General features: G+C 61.4%; 16 protein-coding genes. 13 read left to right on the top strand and 3 right to left on the bottom strand.

Annotated features, from left to right (window positions below; genetic code table 11):
- Positions 1-443, top strand: a 443-nt coding sequence (locus ACK5NW_RS11050) for a hypothetical protein (protein ID WP_416927984.1), incomplete at its 5' end; no start/stop codon positions are given.
- Between the two features lie 80 nt (positions 444-523).
- Here ACK5NW_RS11050 and ACK5NW_RS11045 read toward each other — a convergent pair.
- Positions 524-1,606, bottom strand: coding sequence for an MBL fold metallo-hydrolase (locus ACK5NW_RS11045; protein ID WP_416927982.1), 1,083 nt, complete (start codon positions 1,604-1,606; stop codon positions 524-526).
- A gap of 178 nt (positions 1,607-1,784) precedes the next feature.
- On the opposite strand from ACK5NW_RS11045, the gene ACK5NW_RS11040 reads away from it, so the two are divergent.
- From ACK5NW_RS11040 to ACK5NW_RS11010, 7 genes are all read left to right on the top strand, one after another.
- On the top strand, positions 1,785-2,219 hold the full coding sequence (locus ACK5NW_RS11040) for a MerR family transcriptional regulator (RefSeq protein WP_416927980.1): 435 nt from the start codon (positions 1,785-1,787) through the stop codon (positions 2,217-2,219).
- 36 nt (positions 2,220-2,255) lie between these two features.
- Positions 2,256-2,714, top strand: a complete 459-nt coding sequence (locus tag ACK5NW_RS11035; RefSeq protein WP_416927978.1) for a PaaI family thioesterase — start codon at positions 2,256-2,258, stop codon at positions 2,712-2,714.
- A gap of 169 nt (positions 2,715-2,883) precedes the next feature.
- Positions 2,884-4,065 carry an isovaleryl-CoA dehydrogenase gene (locus ACK5NW_RS11030; RefSeq protein WP_416927976.1) on the top strand — a complete coding sequence of 394 codons (1,182 nt, stop codon included), beginning with the start codon at positions 2,884-2,886 and terminating at the stop codon, positions 4,063-4,065.
- Between the two features lie 88 nt (positions 4,066-4,153).
- Positions 4,154-4,861 (top strand): carbonate dehydratase, encoded by a 708-nt coding sequence (gene can / locus ACK5NW_RS11025; protein ID WP_416927974.1) that lies wholly within the window; start codon positions 4,154-4,156, stop codon positions 4,859-4,861.
- Positions 4,862-5,128: 267 nt separating this feature from the next.
- Entirely contained in the window at positions 5,129-7,093 is a 1,965-nt protein-coding gene (gene aceK, locus ACK5NW_RS11020) for a bifunctional isocitrate dehydrogenase kinase/phosphatase (RefSeq protein ID WP_416927972.1), read from the top strand.
- A gap of 350 nt (positions 7,094-7,443) precedes the next feature.
- Positions 7,444-7,974, top strand: a complete 531-nt coding sequence (locus ACK5NW_RS11015; RefSeq protein ID WP_416927970.1) for a pilin — start codon at positions 7,444-7,446, stop codon at positions 7,972-7,974.
- A 259-nt stretch (positions 7,975-8,233) separates the two neighbouring features.
- Positions 8,234-8,935, top strand: coding sequence for a hypothetical protein (locus ACK5NW_RS11010; RefSeq protein WP_416927968.1), 702 nt, complete (start codon positions 8,234-8,236; stop codon positions 8,933-8,935).
- Positions 8,936-9,013: 78 nt separating this feature from the next.
- Here the strand turns inward: ACK5NW_RS11010 and ACK5NW_RS11005 are convergent, their stop codons facing one another.
- The gene (locus tag ACK5NW_RS11005; RefSeq protein ID WP_416927967.1) at positions 9,014-9,439 is read right to left on the bottom strand and encodes a PIN domain-containing protein; all 426 of its coding nucleotides are present in this window, start codon (positions 9,437-9,439) and stop codon (positions 9,014-9,016) included.
- Positions 9,440-9,457: 18 nt separating this feature from the next.
- On the bottom strand, positions 9,458-9,685 hold the full coding sequence (locus tag ACK5NW_RS11000; RefSeq protein ID WP_416927965.1) for a hypothetical protein: 228 nt from the start codon (positions 9,683-9,685) through the stop codon (positions 9,458-9,460).
- Between the two features lie 104 nt (positions 9,686-9,789).
- Here ACK5NW_RS11000 and ACK5NW_RS10995 point away from each other — a divergent pair, with 104 nt between their 5' ends.
- The 5 genes from ACK5NW_RS10995 to ACK5NW_RS10975 form a co-directional block, all read left to right on the top strand.
- Entirely contained in the window at positions 9,790-11,439 is a 1,650-nt protein-coding gene (locus tag ACK5NW_RS10995) for a Wzy polymerase domain-containing protein (RefSeq protein ID WP_416927963.1), read from the top strand.
- Between the two features lie 199 nt (positions 11,440-11,638).
- The gene (locus ACK5NW_RS10990; protein WP_416927986.1) at positions 11,639-12,961 is read left to right on the top strand and encodes an AmpG family muropeptide MFS transporter; all 1,323 of its coding nucleotides are present in this window, start codon (positions 11,639-11,641) and stop codon (positions 12,959-12,961) included.
- 158 nt (positions 12,962-13,119) lie between these two features.
- Positions 13,120-13,827 (top strand): response regulator, encoded by a 708-nt coding sequence (locus ACK5NW_RS10985; RefSeq protein WP_416927961.1) that lies wholly within the window; start codon positions 13,120-13,122, stop codon positions 13,825-13,827.
- Between the two features lie 20 nt (positions 13,828-13,847).
- Positions 13,848-15,230 (top strand): sensor histidine kinase, encoded by a 1,383-nt coding sequence (locus tag ACK5NW_RS10980; protein WP_416927959.1) that lies wholly within the window; start codon positions 13,848-13,850, stop codon positions 15,228-15,230.
- A 224-nt stretch (positions 15,231-15,454) separates the two neighbouring features.
- Positions 15,455-16,440: O-antigen ligase family protein (locus ACK5NW_RS10975; RefSeq protein ID WP_416927957.1), on the top strand; the 986-nt coding region annotated here is incomplete at its 3' end.

The following is a 16,440-nucleotide window of genomic DNA, read 5'->3' as shown; positions in this document are numbered from 1 at the left end:
CTTGCGCGTGCGTTTGGCTGCAAGCTCGAATCCAGTGGTGGCAAGGCTTGTCTGTTGCATCGCTCCACTGTCTCAGATCAGGCCGTCATGGGGCTGACTTTTGCAGACCTTCCCTAGGTGCAGCACTAGACCAGAAGCGCGCTGATGCCAAAGCTCGTATTTCCGACATGCCAAGTCTTGCCGTTAATGACCCAAGTGTGCTTGCTCCTGTAGGTCCGTATTTTAAAAAATGGGATGATAATGTAGCGAAATGGCGAAAACAATTGTCCGAAGCCGGAATCACATTACCGGATCGCCCGCAAGAGCGTCTCCAACATCAAATCAGCATCACGCAAGTTCAGATTGCCACCGACTATAGGTTGAGTGCCTTGAAAGCCATTCGCGACGCGGTTCGTAACATGCAATGGCCAAAAGATGATGATTCGACCAAAGTAAGCAACTAGTCTCACCGACCAAAATTGGTAGCTACTCACGCTAGCCACACAAGCGCCAGAGCCACATTTCGCATTGCAAATCCACCCCCTCAATGCACCGCCCCAAACCGCCACACCCCCTGCGCATCGCGCGTGCGCCGCAGCCGGCCTGAGAACCACAGCCGGTGCAGGTGGGCCACAGCTTCGCCCAAAGCAAAGGTGGTTTGGTGCAAGTCCAGCGGGCGCTTGAACAGCACGGGCAGCACGTCGTAGGCGCTGACGGGCCGCTCACGTGCGGCGGCCATCACCTCAGCCAGCCGGTCGCGGTGGTGCTCGTGCAACTGCTGGATGCGTGTGTGCAGGCCGTTAAAGGGTTTACCGTGCGAGGGCAACACCAGCGTGTCAGCAGGCAGTGGTTTGAAACGGTCGATCGAATCCAGAAACAACCGCAGTGCGTCGGCCTCAGGCTCCATCTCGTACACGCTGACGTTGGTGGAAATACGTGGCAGCACCATGTCGCCGCTGATGAGCACGTTCAGTGGTTCGCAGTACAACGCCATATGCTCGGGCGCGTGGCCATAACCGGCGATGCAGCGCCAGGCGTGGCCGCCGATGATGATTTGACCGCCGTCGATCAGCCGGGCATAGCTGGGCGGCAGCGCGGGCACCAGGTTGCGGTAGTAGCTTTTGCGCTGGCGCAGCTGCTCCAGCTCGTCGGGGTTGGTCAAACCATGGCGGCGAAAATGCGCAGCCTGCCGCTCGCCGCCAAAGCTGTTGACCACTTCGCTGGCGTAGCGCGCCGCCAGGTAGTCGGTGCCACTGATCCACAAACGGCACTCATGCTCAGGACTGCTCCAGCGCTCGCACAGCCAGTGCGCCAGGCCCACGTGGTCGGGGTGCATGTGGGTCACCAGCACGCGCAGGACGGGCAGGCCATCCATCTCGCTGGCAAATACCTGCTCCCAATCGGCGCGCGACTCGGGGCGGTCAATGCAGCAGTCGACCACCGTCCAGCCCTCGCGACCGTCCAGCCGATCGCGCAGTAGCCACAGGTTGATGTGGTCCAGCGCAAACGGTAGTTGAATACGCACCCACTTGATGCCCGCAGCCAGCGCCAGCGCGCCGCCCGGCGGCGGCAGCGCATCGCCCTGCGGGTAATGCAGAGCGCGTTCGAGTTCAGCGGCTAACGACATGGGGCAAAATTTTCAGAGTAAAGGCAGGGGGTGCAGTACGATGGCTGGCGATGCGACCACGAGGCCATGCGCGGACATCGACGGACATCGAAATTTCATTCTATGAACGACTGGCCGCGCGGCTTTGCCACGCACGCGACAGCAGCAGCAATCGCAGCGACAACACCCACACCTATTCATGGTCACCACCTATTCCATCAGCGATCTGGCGCGCGAATTTGACCTGACACCGCGCGCCATGCGCTTTTACGAAGATATGGGCTTGTTGCAGCCCGCGCGCTCTGGCCCCGGCGGGCGCCAGCGCGTGTACAGCGGGCGCGACCGCACGCGCCTGAAGCTCACACTGCGCGCCAAGCGGCTGGGCTTGTCGCTGCAAGACGCCAAGGCGCTGATCGACATGTACGACAGCCCACGCGACACCGGCGCACAACTACAGCGGTTTATGCAGGTGTTGGCAGGCCACCGCAGCCAGCTGGAGGCGCAGCTGGCCGAGCTGCAAGCGACGCTGAACGAAATCACCGAGCACGAGCAAGAAGCACGTGCGCTGCTGGACAAACTGCAAAGCCAGTCGCCCAAACGCCGATCCCCTGCACGCAAGAAAAATCCAGGTTGACGTTAACGTTAACGTCAACCAAAATCACCCGCTGTCATGACCGCACCGACCACGCCCCAGCCTTCTGTCGCATCTGCTGAATTCCAGCGCGTAGCCACCAGCCTGGCCAGACAGGGCTTGATGCGCCACCTGGGGGCCGAATTGCGCCGGGCCGAGCCAGGGCTGGTCGAGATTTGGCTGCCTTATTCCGACAAGGTGACGCAGCAGCAAGACGGCTTTCACGGCGGGGCCATGGGCGCGCTGGCCGACATCGCAGGCGGCTACGCCGGGCTGACGGTGGTGGACGAAGGCATGGAAGTGGTCACGGCCGAATACAAGATCAACTTTCTGGGCAGCTACCAGGGTGGTGCCCTGCGCGCCATTGGCCGCGTGGTCAAGCCGGGCAAGCGGCTGATCGTCACCACCGCAGAGGTGACGCACGTGGCCGATGACGGCAAAGAGGGGCCGTGCGCGCTGATGCAGCAAACGCTGGTGCCGGTGCCGAAAAACTATTGAGATGGGTTCGCGAGATGCACCCTCTGTGTCGCTTCGCGCCTTCCCCCCTCTCCTGTGGGAGGGGGACACCGCTGGTGGCCGGGGAAGCCCCGGCCACGGCGTTCACTGGATTGGCCTGCTCCGCGACCAGTAGGTTTTTTTTGATTGTCAAAATTTTGAGGAGAACACCATGAGCCACCTTCCCGGCCTGAACTTTCAACTGGGCGAAGACATTGATGCGCTGCGCGATACGGTGCGCGACTTTTGCGCCGCAGAGATCGCCCCGCGCGCGGGCGAGATCGACCGCGACGACCAGTTCCCGATGGATTTGTGGCCCAAGATGGGTGCACTGGGCGTGCTGGGCATCACCGTGCCCGAAGCCTATGGCGGCGCTGATATGGGCTATCTGGCACACATGATCGCCATGGAAGAAATCAGCCGCGCCAGCGCTTCGGTGGGCCTGTCCTACGGTGCGCACTCCAACCTGTGCGTCAACCAGATCAAGCGCAACGGCAGCGAGGCGCAAAAGCAGAAATACCTGCCCAAGCTGATCAGCGGCGAGCACGTGGGCGCGCTGGCCATGAGCGAGCCGGGCGCGGGCAGCGACGTCATCAGCATGAAGCTCAAGGCCGAAGACAAGGGCGGCTACTACCTGCTCAACGGCACCAAGATGTGGATCACCAACGGGCCGGACGCCGACACCATGGTGGTCTACGCCAAGACCGAGCCTGAGATGGGCGCGCGCGGCGTCACCGCCTTCATCGTCGAAAAAGGCATGAAAGGCTTCAGCACCGCGCAAAAGCTGGACAAACTGGGCATGCGCGGCAGCCACACCGGCGAGATGGTGTTCAACAACGTCGAGGTGCCCGAAAGCCACGTCATGGGCGGACTGAACATGGGTGCCAAGGTGCTGATGAGCGGGCTGGATTACGAGCGCGCCGTGCTTTCTGGCGGCCCCATCGGCATCATGCAAGCGGTGATGGACAACGTGGTGCCCTACATCCACGACCGCAAGCAGTTCGGCCAAAGCATTGGCGAATTCCAGTTGATTCAGGGCAAGGTGGCCGACATGTACACCGTGTTGCAAGCCGGGCGCGCCTTTCTCTACACCATCGGCAAGAACCTCGACGCGCTGGGCACCGAACACGTGCGCCAGGTGCGCAAAGACTGCGCCAGCGTCATCCTGTGGACAGCCGAAATGGCCACCAAAATGGCGGGCGACGGCATCCAGCTTTTTGGCGGCAACGGCTACATCAACGAATACCCGCTGGGCCGCCTGTGGCGCGACGCCAAGCTGTACGAAATTGGCGCCGGCACCAGCGAGATTCGCCGCATGCTCATCGGGCGCGAGCTGTTTGCAGAGACCATGTGATAAACGGGCGCATCGATTCTCGCAAATGCGCTCAAAACAAGAGCTTATTGCGTTTTTTGCACCTGCACGTAATCCACTTTTTTATAGTATGTCCAATCCGCTGCAACACCTGATTGACCGCAACCACGCCTGGGCCGAGCGCGTGGAGCGCGAGCACCCCGGCTTTTTCAAAGACCTGGCAGGGCAGCAAACGCCCAAATACCTGTGGATTGGCTGCTCTGACAGCCGCGTGCCCGCCAATCAGGTCGTGGGGCTGGCTCCGGGCGAGGTGTTCGTGCACCGCAACGTGGCCAACGTGGTGGTGCATTCGGATTTGAATGCGCTGTCGGTCATCCAGTTTGCCGTCGACGTGCTGAAAGTGGAGCACATCATGGTGGTGGGCCACTATGGCTGCGGCGGCGTGCTGGCGGCGTTGCACGACAAGCGCGTGGGCTTGGCCGACAACTGGCTGCGCCACGTGCACGACGTGAAGATGCGCCACCGCGGCCGCCTGATGCACCTGTGCACGCACGCGCAGGAAGACGTGCTGTGTGAAATGAACGTGATCGAGCAAGTGGGCAACATCGCCCAGACCAACATCGTCAAGGACGCCTGGGCGCGCGGCCAGCCGCTGGCCGTGCATGGCTGGTGCTATGGCCTGAAAGACGGCAAGGTGAAAGATTTGCGCGTCACCATGGCCCGGCTGGACGAGGTGATAGACGTATACCGCGACGCCATCAAACGCTACCCGCGCGACAACACCAGCAGGGCGGACGATAACGGCCTGTTTACTGAGCTGATGGACAGCGAAGCCTGAGAGCGTGTTCAAGCTGCGCGGACTTCGTTCCGCTTGGCTTCCCTCCTCAAGAAGGCATCGCCAGTGGCCGGGTAAACCCCGGCCGCGGCGATCGCTGGCCTGGCCTGCTCTGTGGCCATCGGATAGGCAACTGAAACGAAATGAAACCACGCCCGGCGCGCGATACGCTGCCACCCACCCTCACCCCAATCCTCTCCCGCTGACGGGAGAGGGCAGAAGTGAGGGCCTGCGATATAAAAGCAGCGCCCTGCACATCGAATAATCCACATGCCCGCCCCACCACTCGACTCCCCCCTGGCGCGCGATATGGCGCAAGCGCTGGTGGATGGCTTTAACCGCCACTACACACTGTTTCGCACCGAATCAGCCCGCGCCAAACACCGCTTTGAAACCTGCGACTGGCACGCGCAGCAGCGCGCCCAGCGCGAGCGCATCGAGTTTTACGACCTGCGCGTGCGCGAATGCCAGCGCAGGCTGGAGCGCGAATTCAAAGCGGGCGCACAACCCATGGCCGTGTGGCAACAGGTCAAGCTGCACGTCATCGGCCTGCTGGTGCAACACCAGCAGCCTGAGCTGGCCGAGACGTTTTTCAACTCGGTTACCACCAAAATCCTGCACCGCAGCTACTTCCACAACGACTTCATCTTTGTGCGCCCGGCCATCAGTACCGAATACCTAGCCTCCAGCGACCCGGCGGCGGCGCCCACGTTTCGCGCCTTTTACCCGCAGCGTGCAAACCCTGCACAAGCTGATGCAAGCGCGTGCGATGCAGGGCCGGTTGATCTGGGTCAGGCTGATCTGGAACAAATCGTGCGCGACGTATTGCTGTCGTTTGGCCTGCGCTGCCGGTTTGAAGATTTAGGACGCGACGCGGCCCACGTCGCCCAGGCCATGCGGCGCGCGCTGGGCGCAGGCCGCGCGCGCCCCAATTTTCAGGTTCAGGTGCTGGCCAGCCTGTTTTATCGCAACAAAGGCGCTTATTTGGTGGGCAAGCTGATCAACGGCTTCAAAGAAGTGCCGTTTGCCCTGCCCATCCTGCACCGCACGCCGGGCATGGTGTACGTCGACGCGGCGCTGTTTGGCGAAGAGGACCTGCTGATCCTGTTCTCCTTCTCGCGCGCCTACTTCATGGTCGATATGGAAATCCCCAGCGCCTACGTGCAGTTTTTGCGCAGCCTGATGCCGCGCAAACCCCGCGCCGAGATTTACAACACCCTGGGGCTGGCCAAGCAGGGCAAAAACCTGTTTTACCGTGACCTGCTCTGGCACCTGCGCCACAGCACCGACCGTTTTCGCATCGCCCCCGGCATCAAGGGCATGGTGATGCTGGTGTTTGACCTGCCCAGCTTTCCTTACGTGTTCAAGGTCATCAAAGACCACTTTCCGCCGCCCAAAGACACCACGCCCGAGCAAGTGCGCGGCAAATACCAACTCGTCAAGCGCCACGACCGCGTCGGCCGCATGGCCGACACCATGGAGTTTTCGCTGCTGGCCTTTCCGCGCGCGCGCTTTGACGATGCGCTGATTGCCGAGATCGAGCAGCACGCCCCCAGCCAGCTTGAAATATCTGACCGCGATGGCGACGGGCAGGTGGAAGTCATCATTCAGCACGCTTACATCGAGCGTCGCATGATCCCGCTCAACCTGTACCTGCAAGAAGCCTTCGACGCGGGCGAGACCAACGCCGCCGCCAGCGCGCAAATGGAACACGCCGTCATCGAATACGGCAACGCCATCAAGGATTTGGTGGCCGCCAACATCTTCCCCGGCGACATGCTGTGGAAAAACTTTGGCGTCACCCGCCACGGCAAGGTGGTGTTTTACGACTACGACGAGATCGAATACCTCACCGACTGCAACTTCCGCCGTGTACCCGCACCGCGCAACGAAGAAGACGAGCTGAGCGGTGAGGTTTGGTACGCCGTGGCCAAGAACGACGTGTTTCCCGAAACCTTCACGCCCTTTTTATTGGGCAACCCCCGCGTGCGCGCCGCCTTCATGCGCCACCACGCTGATTTGCTGACCCCTGAGTTCTGGCAACAGGCCCAAACCAGCATTCGGGGCGGCGAGGTAATCGACATCTTCCCCTACGGCCAGCACCGGCGCTTTGACATCAACGGTGGCGCGGCCGGGGCGGGCGAGCTGGTCGACCCCGCCGCATCCAGCAGCGACACCCCAGCCGACCAGCCCGACACCTCAGCCCCCGAATCGGCCACAGAATCCGGAGAATGAACCCGGAGGAATAAAGCCCGAGGCCATCATTTGAGGCAATTTGAGGCAACCTGATGCCATAACGCGCTGCTCAACGCACGCTGGACACACCCAAATGCATGCCACAAACCAAAACCAGTGCTAAAAAGCGCGCACCTGACAAAACCGGTCACACGATGTGACACATTTGGTCGACACAAATTGTCACTACAGCCCCGGCACAACCCTCTTGGTGTGATCTATCGCACAAATCAGCCCCTGCTTGGCACGTCTGGCCCACCTGGCACGCCGGATGCAAACAATGAAGGCGTGCGGCGACGCACTCCAAGTGTCTCCAAGTTCTCTCAACCCCTCATGGAAGGAAATTGAAAATGAAATCCCTGCAAAAAGGTTTTACCCTGATCGAATTGATGATTGTTGTGGCCATCATCGGTATTCTGGCTGCTATCGCTCTGCCCGCTTATCAGGATTACACCATCCGCGCACGTGTTACAGAAGGCTTGATGCTTGCTGAGCCCGCAAAAACGATGCTCGGCACTGAGGTTGCTTCTGCCGCAGATCTCACTGCTCAGGCTACTGAATGGAATGCCCGCGCTGGTTCTACTGGTGCCACATCGAAGTTTGTAAACAGTGTTCAGGTAGATACCACCAGTGGCGTGATCACGGTGAATTACAATGCAACTAATGTTGGCGTGGGCGCTGCTGCTAATACGCTGTTGCTGACTCCTTGGACTCGTGATACTACAGCGGGTCAAGCGTATGCGTCGGCCTTGGCCGCTGGTGCTACAGGATCGGTTGACTTTGCTTGCACGTCAGTTGGTAACTCGGTAGCTACAGCACAAGGTATTACGGCCGCTGCAGGCACAATGCTGGCCAAATACGCACCTGCTCAATGCCGTTGATATTGAGTTTGTCATAAAAAATAAAAAGAGCGCTTCGGCGCTCTTTTTATTAATAATATTAAGTGTAATGTTGCAAAATTATTGATATGATGCACATTATTGCATTTTAATTTTAGTTATAAATTCATTACAGCAATAATAGTGGCATTGTTTAATACTAAGATCAAATATCTCTAAGCGACTAAAAGTAATGCGATCAGTCCTCTTCCGGGTACGCTTTGCTGGCAGTTATGCACTGCGTCACCTGGGTATATCTGCTGTGGTAGCGCTGCTGTTTTTTGCCTTTGTGTTTGGTTTGTTGTATCCGACACCATATCGTGCCTTGTTGGGGGTGGAATCAGTTTTTTTGTTGGTGCTTGTTGTGGATGTGGTGTGCGGCCCCTTGCTGACATTGATTCTTGCCAACCCTCGAAAGTCCCGGCACGAACGGTGGCTGGACTTTGGTTTAGTGGGGTTGATACAAACACTTGCTCTGGCGTATGGACTGTACAGCGTATGGATAGCACGTCCGGTGGTGCTGGCTTTTGAGGTGGATCGCTTCGTCGTGGTCACGGCCAATGAAGTAGACGTGGCAGCACTGCCCAAAGCGCCGCAGAACATGCGCAGCTTGCCCTTTTTTGGGGTGCGACAAGTAGGGACACGCGCGCCGGACAATTCTGACGAAATGCTCAAAAGCCTAGAACAGCAATTGGGCGGCTTGACTCCTGCCATGCAGCCTGACTGGTGGGTGCCATGGCAAGACAAGATTCAAGATATGAAAGCCCGCGCCAAGCCGTTGAGCGAGCTAATGGCGCGACGCCCGCAAGACGCGCAAGCCTTACGTGAAGCAGCCAATGCGGCTAAAGCCGACCCGGCCAAGCTGTTTTATCTGCCTTTAACCAGCAGTAAGGTCAAGGAATGGGTGGCGCTGCTGGATGCAGACATGAAGATCGTGGGCTACGCTCCGGTCGATGGGTTCTAAGAAGAACTTTTGCACTCGTTAGCGGCGCGCTAGACATGGGCAACTGGACACAGCGTCCTGACTGGTGCGGCCATTGGATCAGGTCTGCGGCAGAAGGGGGTTTTGCAGCAGCAATTGACCACCCAGGCGCTGACCGTGTGAAAAGTCTTCGCTGTACAGAACGGCGCAGCGGCTGCGCAGTGCCGCCTCGGCGATCAGCGCATCAAACCACGACAGTTGCTCGGCTTGGGCGAGTTCGTGCGCGTCCAGCACCATGTTGACGTGGGTGGGTACGACCTCGAACGCAGCCAAGCTGCTGAGCGCCAGGCGCACGTCTTGTGCAGAGAACGCGGGCTTGAACTTGTGCATGAGCACGGCGCGAAATTCAATCAGCACCTGAGTGCTGATCACGATGTCGTGCGCGTTGGCCAGCTCGCGCAGCCAGTGGGCGACACAGCGTGATTTGTCGTGGTCGCGTTGGTCGAGCCAGTACACCCAGAGATTCGTATCTACGAAAACGCGCATTGGCCGGGTGGTAGTTGCTTAACGCTGGTGTAACGATTCGCGTGACCAAGTGCCTTCGGCACTGGCAGGGCTGCGTGCAGCCAGAGCATCCAGCGCGTCAAGCGCTTCCAGTCGGCGCATCCGGCTGTCAGCGTAGCGGGTGAGGAAATTTCGCACCAAGGCGTTGACAGAGGTGCATTCAAGCAACGCTGCTTCGCGCGCTTTTTGCAGGATGTCGCTGTCAAGACTCAGCGTCAGATTGGCCATGGCATAAGCCTCATCCATATCACACGGAATATCACATCGTGGTATTGGCACATCGTTGATGCGCTTTCCGAGGAGATCGCCGCAGCTTGGGCACAATCGCGGCCATGCTGATGGTTGTTCAACGCGCGCTGCTGCTTTGCTTGCTGGTGCTGTCCTGGCTCTGGCCCCACACGTCCGGGCCGGTGGCGGCCACTGAGCCTTATCTGGTTTCTGTCACGGCTGCTGCGTTGCTGTTGGCGCTGTGGCCTGCGGGCGATGTGGATCGCGCCACGCGATGGGCAGCCTGGGGCTGGCTGGCAGCGGCGGTGTTGAGCAGCGCGATTGCATTGCTTCAATACTTCAATCTGGAAGCGCCGTTTCATCCCTTCATCAACATTGCCGACCCCGGCCAGGCGTTTGGCAATTTGCGCCAGCCGAACCAGTTGGCCTCGCTGCTGGTGATTGGTCTGTTGGCGTTGCGCTGGCTGGTGCAGGCCGGACGTCTTGCTTTCAACCGCGCCATTGAAATGGGCGTCCTGCTGGTGCTGGCGCTGGCGGCAACGGCCTCGCGCGCAGGGCTGGTGGAATTGCTGGCATGCGGGGCGCTGGCGCTGTGGTGGGCCTGGGGGGCACGCCAGCCACAGCGGGCACGGCGCACGTTCATGGTCACCGGCATGGGCGTGGGCGCGGTGGTGCTTGTGTACGCGCTGGCGGCGCTGGCCTTGCCCTGGGTGGCGCAATCGACCGAAGGGGTAGCCGGGCGCAACATGCTGGATCGCTTGCAGCACGCCGAATCCACCTGCGGCAGCCGCTTGATCTTATGGCGCAACGTGCTGCATCTGATGGCGCAAAAGCCGTGGACGGGCTGGGGCTGGGGCGAGCTGGATTACGCCCACTTCATGACGCTGTACGACGGCCCGCGCTTTTGCCACATTCTGGACAATGCGCACAACCTGCCGCTGCACCTGGCGGTGGAGTTGGGCGTGCCGGTGGCCTTGGCCGCATGCGCGGCGGCCGCCTGGCTGATCTGGCGCGGCAAGCCCTGGGCCGAGCAGCAGCCCACGCGTCAACTGGCCTGGGGCGTGCTGCTGGCCATAGGTATTCACAGTCTGGTGGAATATCCGCTGTGGTATGGACCGTTTCAGATCGCCACCGCCATTGGCGTGTGGCTGCTGTGGGTCACACGGGGCGCGACGCCTCAGGCGGCGGGCCAGGCCGCCGCATCAGACGGCGCATGGTTGAAAGCGCAGCGACCACGCAGGGCGCTGCCCGTGTGGCGCGGCGCGGTGGCGACGGCGATGCTGGCAGCCGCCGCTTATGCGGGCTGGGATTACCACCGCATCAGTCAGGTGTACTTGGCCCCTGAAAACCGCAGTGCGGCGTACCGCGATGCGCCAATGCAGCATGCCGAGCGCTCTTGGCTGTTTGCCGATTCGGTGCGGTTTGCGCAAATCACCAGCCGCCCAGTCACGCGCGACAACGCCGCCTGGATGCTGCCGCACGCCTTGCTGGCACTGCATTTTTCGCCCGAACCGAACGTGGTCACACGGGTGATTGAAAGTGCCACTTATCTGGGCCTGGATGATCTAGCCATGGCGCATCTGGCGCGCTTTGCGGCGGCGTTTGCGCACGAACACCAAGCGTGGATGGCGGGTAATGTGCAACAGGTGGAAGCAGCGCGCGCCAAGCAGGCGGCCGACTCTGGTGCAGCCTCAGCGACGGCACCAGAGGCGTTGGCGTCAGGTGTGGTTGCAGGCGCGTCAGCGGCACCTTGAGGCGGCTCGCAAAGCCCATTGCGTTGGGCTTAACCTACTCCGGAAATAATAGGCCTCATGAAATAGGCCCCGATGATGACTTGCACCTTCTGCCCGTTCCCGACCAACCGCATACTACCGCGCCCAAGAGGCCGTTTAGGCCGTTTTCAAGATGACCGGCTTGCCTGACACATCCGCTGCTGCCAGCCCCGCGCCGCACATGAACTGGCGCGACACGCTGCGCGTGTACTTGGCCCCCGAAAGTCTGCGCATGCTGACGCTGGGTTTTGCTGCCGGTTTACCCCTGCTGCTGGTGCTGGGCACGCTGTCGTTTCGGCTGCGCGAGGCGGGCATTGACCGCAGCACCATCGGCTACCTGAGTTGGGTGGGCCTGGCCTACGGTTTCAAATGGGTGTGGGCACCGCTGGTGGACCGCTTGCCGCTGCCGGGGCTGACGCGCTGGCTGGGCCGACGGCGCAGTTGGTTGTTGCTGGCGCAATGCGGTGTGGCAGCGGGTTTGGTGGGCATGGCGCTGGCCGATCCGCGCGCCGGGCTGACGCCGCTGGTCTGGTGCGCGCTGGCGGTAGCGTTTGCATCGGCCACGCAAGACATTGCGCTGGACGCTTACCGCATCGAGTCAGCTCCCACTGAAGAGCAGCCCGCGCTGGCGGCCACCTACCAGACGGGCTACCGCCTGGCCATGATCTGGGCCGGTGCGGGCGTGCTGTGGCTGGCCGCCCGGGCGCAAGGCGGCGTGGCGGGCTACGACAACGCCGCCTGGCAGGTGGCGTATCTGGTCATGGCCGCCTCAATCTTGGTGGGCGTGGTAACGGTGCTGCTCTCGCCTGAACCACAGCCACAGCCCTTGAAGCCCGCGCGCAGCGCGCAAGAGTGGATACAAAGTGCGCTGATCGAGCCATTTGCCGATTTTTTCAAGCGTTACCAATGGTACGCGGCGCTGATCCTGGCACTGATTGCCGTGTACCGCATCAGCGACGTGGTGATGGGCATCATGGCCAACCCGTTTTATGTGGACATGGGCTACACCAAGGACGAGGTGGCGGCGGTGACCAAGGTATACGGCGTGGTGATGACCTTGCTCGGCGCTTTCATCGGCGGCAGCCTGTCGTTGCGCTTTGGTGTGTTGCGCATTTTGATGCTCGGCGCAGTGCTCAGCGCCTTCACCAACCTGCTGTTCGCCTGGCTGGCTGGGCACGGGCACAGCGTGCCTGCGCTGATTGCCGTGGTGTCGGCGGACAACCTGGCCTCAGGCATTGCCTCGGCCGCGTTCGTGGGGTATTTGTCCAGCCTGACCAATATCAGCTATTCGGCCACGCAGTACGCGCTGTTTTCGTCGCTGATGCTGTTGTTGCCCAAATTCATCGCCGGGTTTTCGGGCGATTACGTCGATGCCTATGGCTACGCCCAGTTCTTCACCAGCACCGCGCTGCTGGGCCTGCCAGTGCTGGTGCTGGTGGCGCTGGCGGCACGGACGCAACGGCAAAACGCCCGCCAAGCGCCTGATTTCAAAAACAAAATATAGCTGTATCGCTTGATGCACAAGCACATCAAGCTATTAAAATTACAGCTTGCTCGGGAGGCCCATCCGTTTACTTATCTTTACCCCACATTCAACACAGGCTGGCGCTGCCGCACGATGATGCAGCGTTGAGGCCATCCCCATCTGGCTTGAAAAAACGCATGAACACACAACGCCTGTTGATGATTGAAGACGACGCTCGCTTAGCGGCGATGGTCAAGGAATACTTGGTGCAGTCGGGCTACGACGTGACGCACGCTGCCGATGGCCAAAGTGGTCTGACTGCGGTGCAGGACAAGCCGTTCGATTTGATCGTGCTGGACTTGATGCTGCCCGACATGGACGGGCTGGAGATCTGTCGCCGCATCCGCGCCTTGCCCGGCGACACGGCCCGCGTGCCGGTGCTGATGCTGACGGCCAAGGGCGATGCGATGGACCGCATCATCGGCCTGGAGCTGGGCGCCGACGACTACCTGCCCAAACCCTTCGAGCCGCGCGAGTTGCTGGCGCGCATTCGCGCCGTATTGCGCCGCCAGCAAGGCGGCGGCAGTGCCGAAAGCAAAGCGCTGTGCTTTGGTGCGCTGGAAATCGACCGCGACGCCCGCAGCGTCACGGTAAATGGACAGGTGGCTGATCTGACCAGTTACCAGTTCGACCTGCTGGTGGCTTTGGCCGAGCGCGCGGGCCGCGTGCTGACGCGCGACCAGATCATGGAAGCCGTGCGCGGACGCGAGCTGGAGGCGTTTGACCGCTCGATCGACGTGCACATGGGCCGCATTCGCGCCGCCATCGAGGCCGATGTGAAAAACCCCAAACGCATCCTCACGGTGCGCGGCGTGGGCTACGTGTTCGCCAAGCAGCAAGATTAAGCAAGGGCGCACCCACCACCATGACCAGCGCTCCCAACGCTGTCGCACACCGCCTGCATTGGCGCATCTGGCTGGCCGTGGCGGGCAGCGTGGCGGTGTTGAGCGTGCTGGTCGGCCTGGGTTGGAAATTGGCCGAGGATCAACGCGAGCGCGAACGCACGCCCTCCGCGCCGCGCGAAGAGCCTGCGCGCGACGTGCTGGTGCGCGACGCCACGGGCGCGGTGATTGGCATCGCCGAAGCCCAACGCCGCGGTCGTGGCCCTGGGCCAGAGCGGGTGCTGGAGTTTGACGTCACCCTGGCCGACGGGCAAATGCTGACGCTGGAAATGCTGCCGCGCCCACGTGGCCCTGGTGGCCCCAGTGCGCAATCAGAAACTGGCCCCAAGGCCGATCGGCCACCGGGCAGCGGCGGCCCGCACCATCGCGGCGACAGGCAGCGCGGCGCGCCGCCTCTGGGCTGGCTACTGCGTCCGCCCTATGGTTTTTTGTGGGTGCTGGTCTTGGCCGGGCTGGTGGTCATGGTGGGCGTGTACCCGGTGGCCCGGCGGCTGACCACCCGGCTGGAAGCGCTGCAACGTGGCGTGCAGCGCTGGGGCGACGGTGACTTGTCAGCGCGCATGCCCGAGGGCGGCAACGATGAGGTGGCCGATTTGTCACGCCGCTTCAATGCCGCAGCGCAGCGCATCGAGCAGCTCATGGACAGCCAGGCGGCACTGCTGCAATCGCAAAAATCGCTGCTGGCCAATGCCTCGCACGAGCTGCGCTCGCCGCTGGCGCGCATTCGCATGGCGCTGGAATTGATGGTACCCCCACACCCTCCTGCGGCAGAGGCTGCTCCCCTTCACTCGGTCAGCACCGCCCAGGCCGAAATTGCCCGCAACATCACCGAGCTGGATCAACTGGTGGAAGAAATCTTGCTGGCCAGCCGACTGGACGCGCAAGAAGCCGACCTGGGCACCGTGGAAGCCGTGGACCTGATGGGCCTGCTGGCCGAGGAATGCGCGCGCGTGGACGCCCAGATGGAAGTGACGCAAGGTACCGCCCAAGTGATGGTGCCGGGCGTAGCCAAACTGCTGCGCCGCGCCGTGCGCAACCTGCTTGAAAATGCCGTGCGCCACGGCAGCCGAACCGGGCGCGGTCATGAGGTGCGCGCTGAACTGACGGTGCAAAACCGCCAGGCGGTCCTGCACGTGGATGACCGCGGCCCCGGTGTGCCGCCTGAACAGCAAAACCGCATTTTTGAACCCTTTTACCGCTTGCCCGGTGCCAGCGAGCGTGAAGGCGGTGTGGGCCTGGGGCTGGCGCTGGTGCGCTCCATCGCCGAACGGCACCACGGCAGTGTGGGGTGCAGCAATATTGACAGCGGTGGTGCCCGATTTACCCTGAAGCTGCCTCTGGCGTAGTGGTTGGCACGTGGTTTGGACATCCTGCCTGAGGTTTTTATTGTGTAACCAAGCCACATCGCCCACCACATCAGGCTCAGGCTGAAACCCCCGCGCCGCATCAAAATCGCTGCCGTTGCACGCTTATTGCAAGCAGTTAACCCCAGATTCGATTGTTTTGTCATGTAACAACATGGCTGCGCAAGTCGGCGGCAGACGCGGCAAGACACCTACAATCGCCAGCCATGTCACGATGGCCCTGGGTTCGCTGGCTGGCTCTGTTCTGGGGCTTTGCGGTTTTCTTTCCGATCAGTTGGAGTTATCTCGCGCTGGTCGGCCTGTTGCTGGCCATACTGAAAGAAGGCGCTCTGCGGGCGCGGCTGGAGCGCTTGCGCGCACAACCCAACTGGCGGGCAGCGTGGGGCTATCTGGGGTGGGGCGCGTTGATCCTGATACTGGGCGCACATTACCCTGAAACCGCGTCGAACGCCTTTCATGCCCTGCGCATTGTGCTGACCATGTTTTTGGTACTGGCCTTGTCGCGCGAAGAAGCGGTGTGGGTGCTGCGCGGCTTTTGGGCCGGGGTGGTGGCCGTGCTGGTGTTGAGTGCGCTGCACGCGCTGATCGGCCTGCCCGATCACACGGTATGGCGCAGCATCGTGGTGTATGGCGGCAACAAATCCCTGTCCAACGCCGTGCTGATGGCGCTGGCTTTTTGCAGCGTGCTGATGTTGCTGCCGCATTTGCGTGGGCGGCAGCGCTGGATGGCCATCGTGATGGGCTTGGGTGCGTTGGCCGTGTTGTTGGGTGCCTTGCATTCGCGCACCGCCTGGCTGGTGCTGCTGCTGGGAGCCGTGGTGGGCACGGTGCATGCGGTGTGGTCGCGTTCTTCGCATGGACGTGTACATGCAGGGGCTTTGGCCTTGCTGCTGGCCGTGGCACTGGGCGTGGGCTGGTTGGTGCCGGATGTGCGTGAACGGGTGACGCTGGGTGCCAATGAAATTGCCCATGCGCAAGCTGGGCAGCAAGTAGATTCAACCAGCAGTTGGGGCATTCGGTTTCGCATGTACACCGAAACGCTGGAGATGGTGCGCGAGCGTCCGCTGACCGGCTGGGGCATGGGCGGATGGAGCACGCAATGGAAAGCGCGGGTTGAACCCGCACTGGCCGCATCCAACATGCCGCACAACGATTTTTTGTGGATGGGCGCGCAAGCCGGGGTGCCAGGCGC

It is taken from the genome of Ottowia sp. (assembly GCF_047975795.1).
Classification (GTDB): domain Bacteria; phylum Pseudomonadota; class Gammaproteobacteria; order Burkholderiales; family Burkholderiaceae_C; genus Ottowia.
The sequence above is the reverse complement of the archived record's forward strand: the minus strand, read 5'-3'. Positions and strand labels throughout refer to the sequence as shown.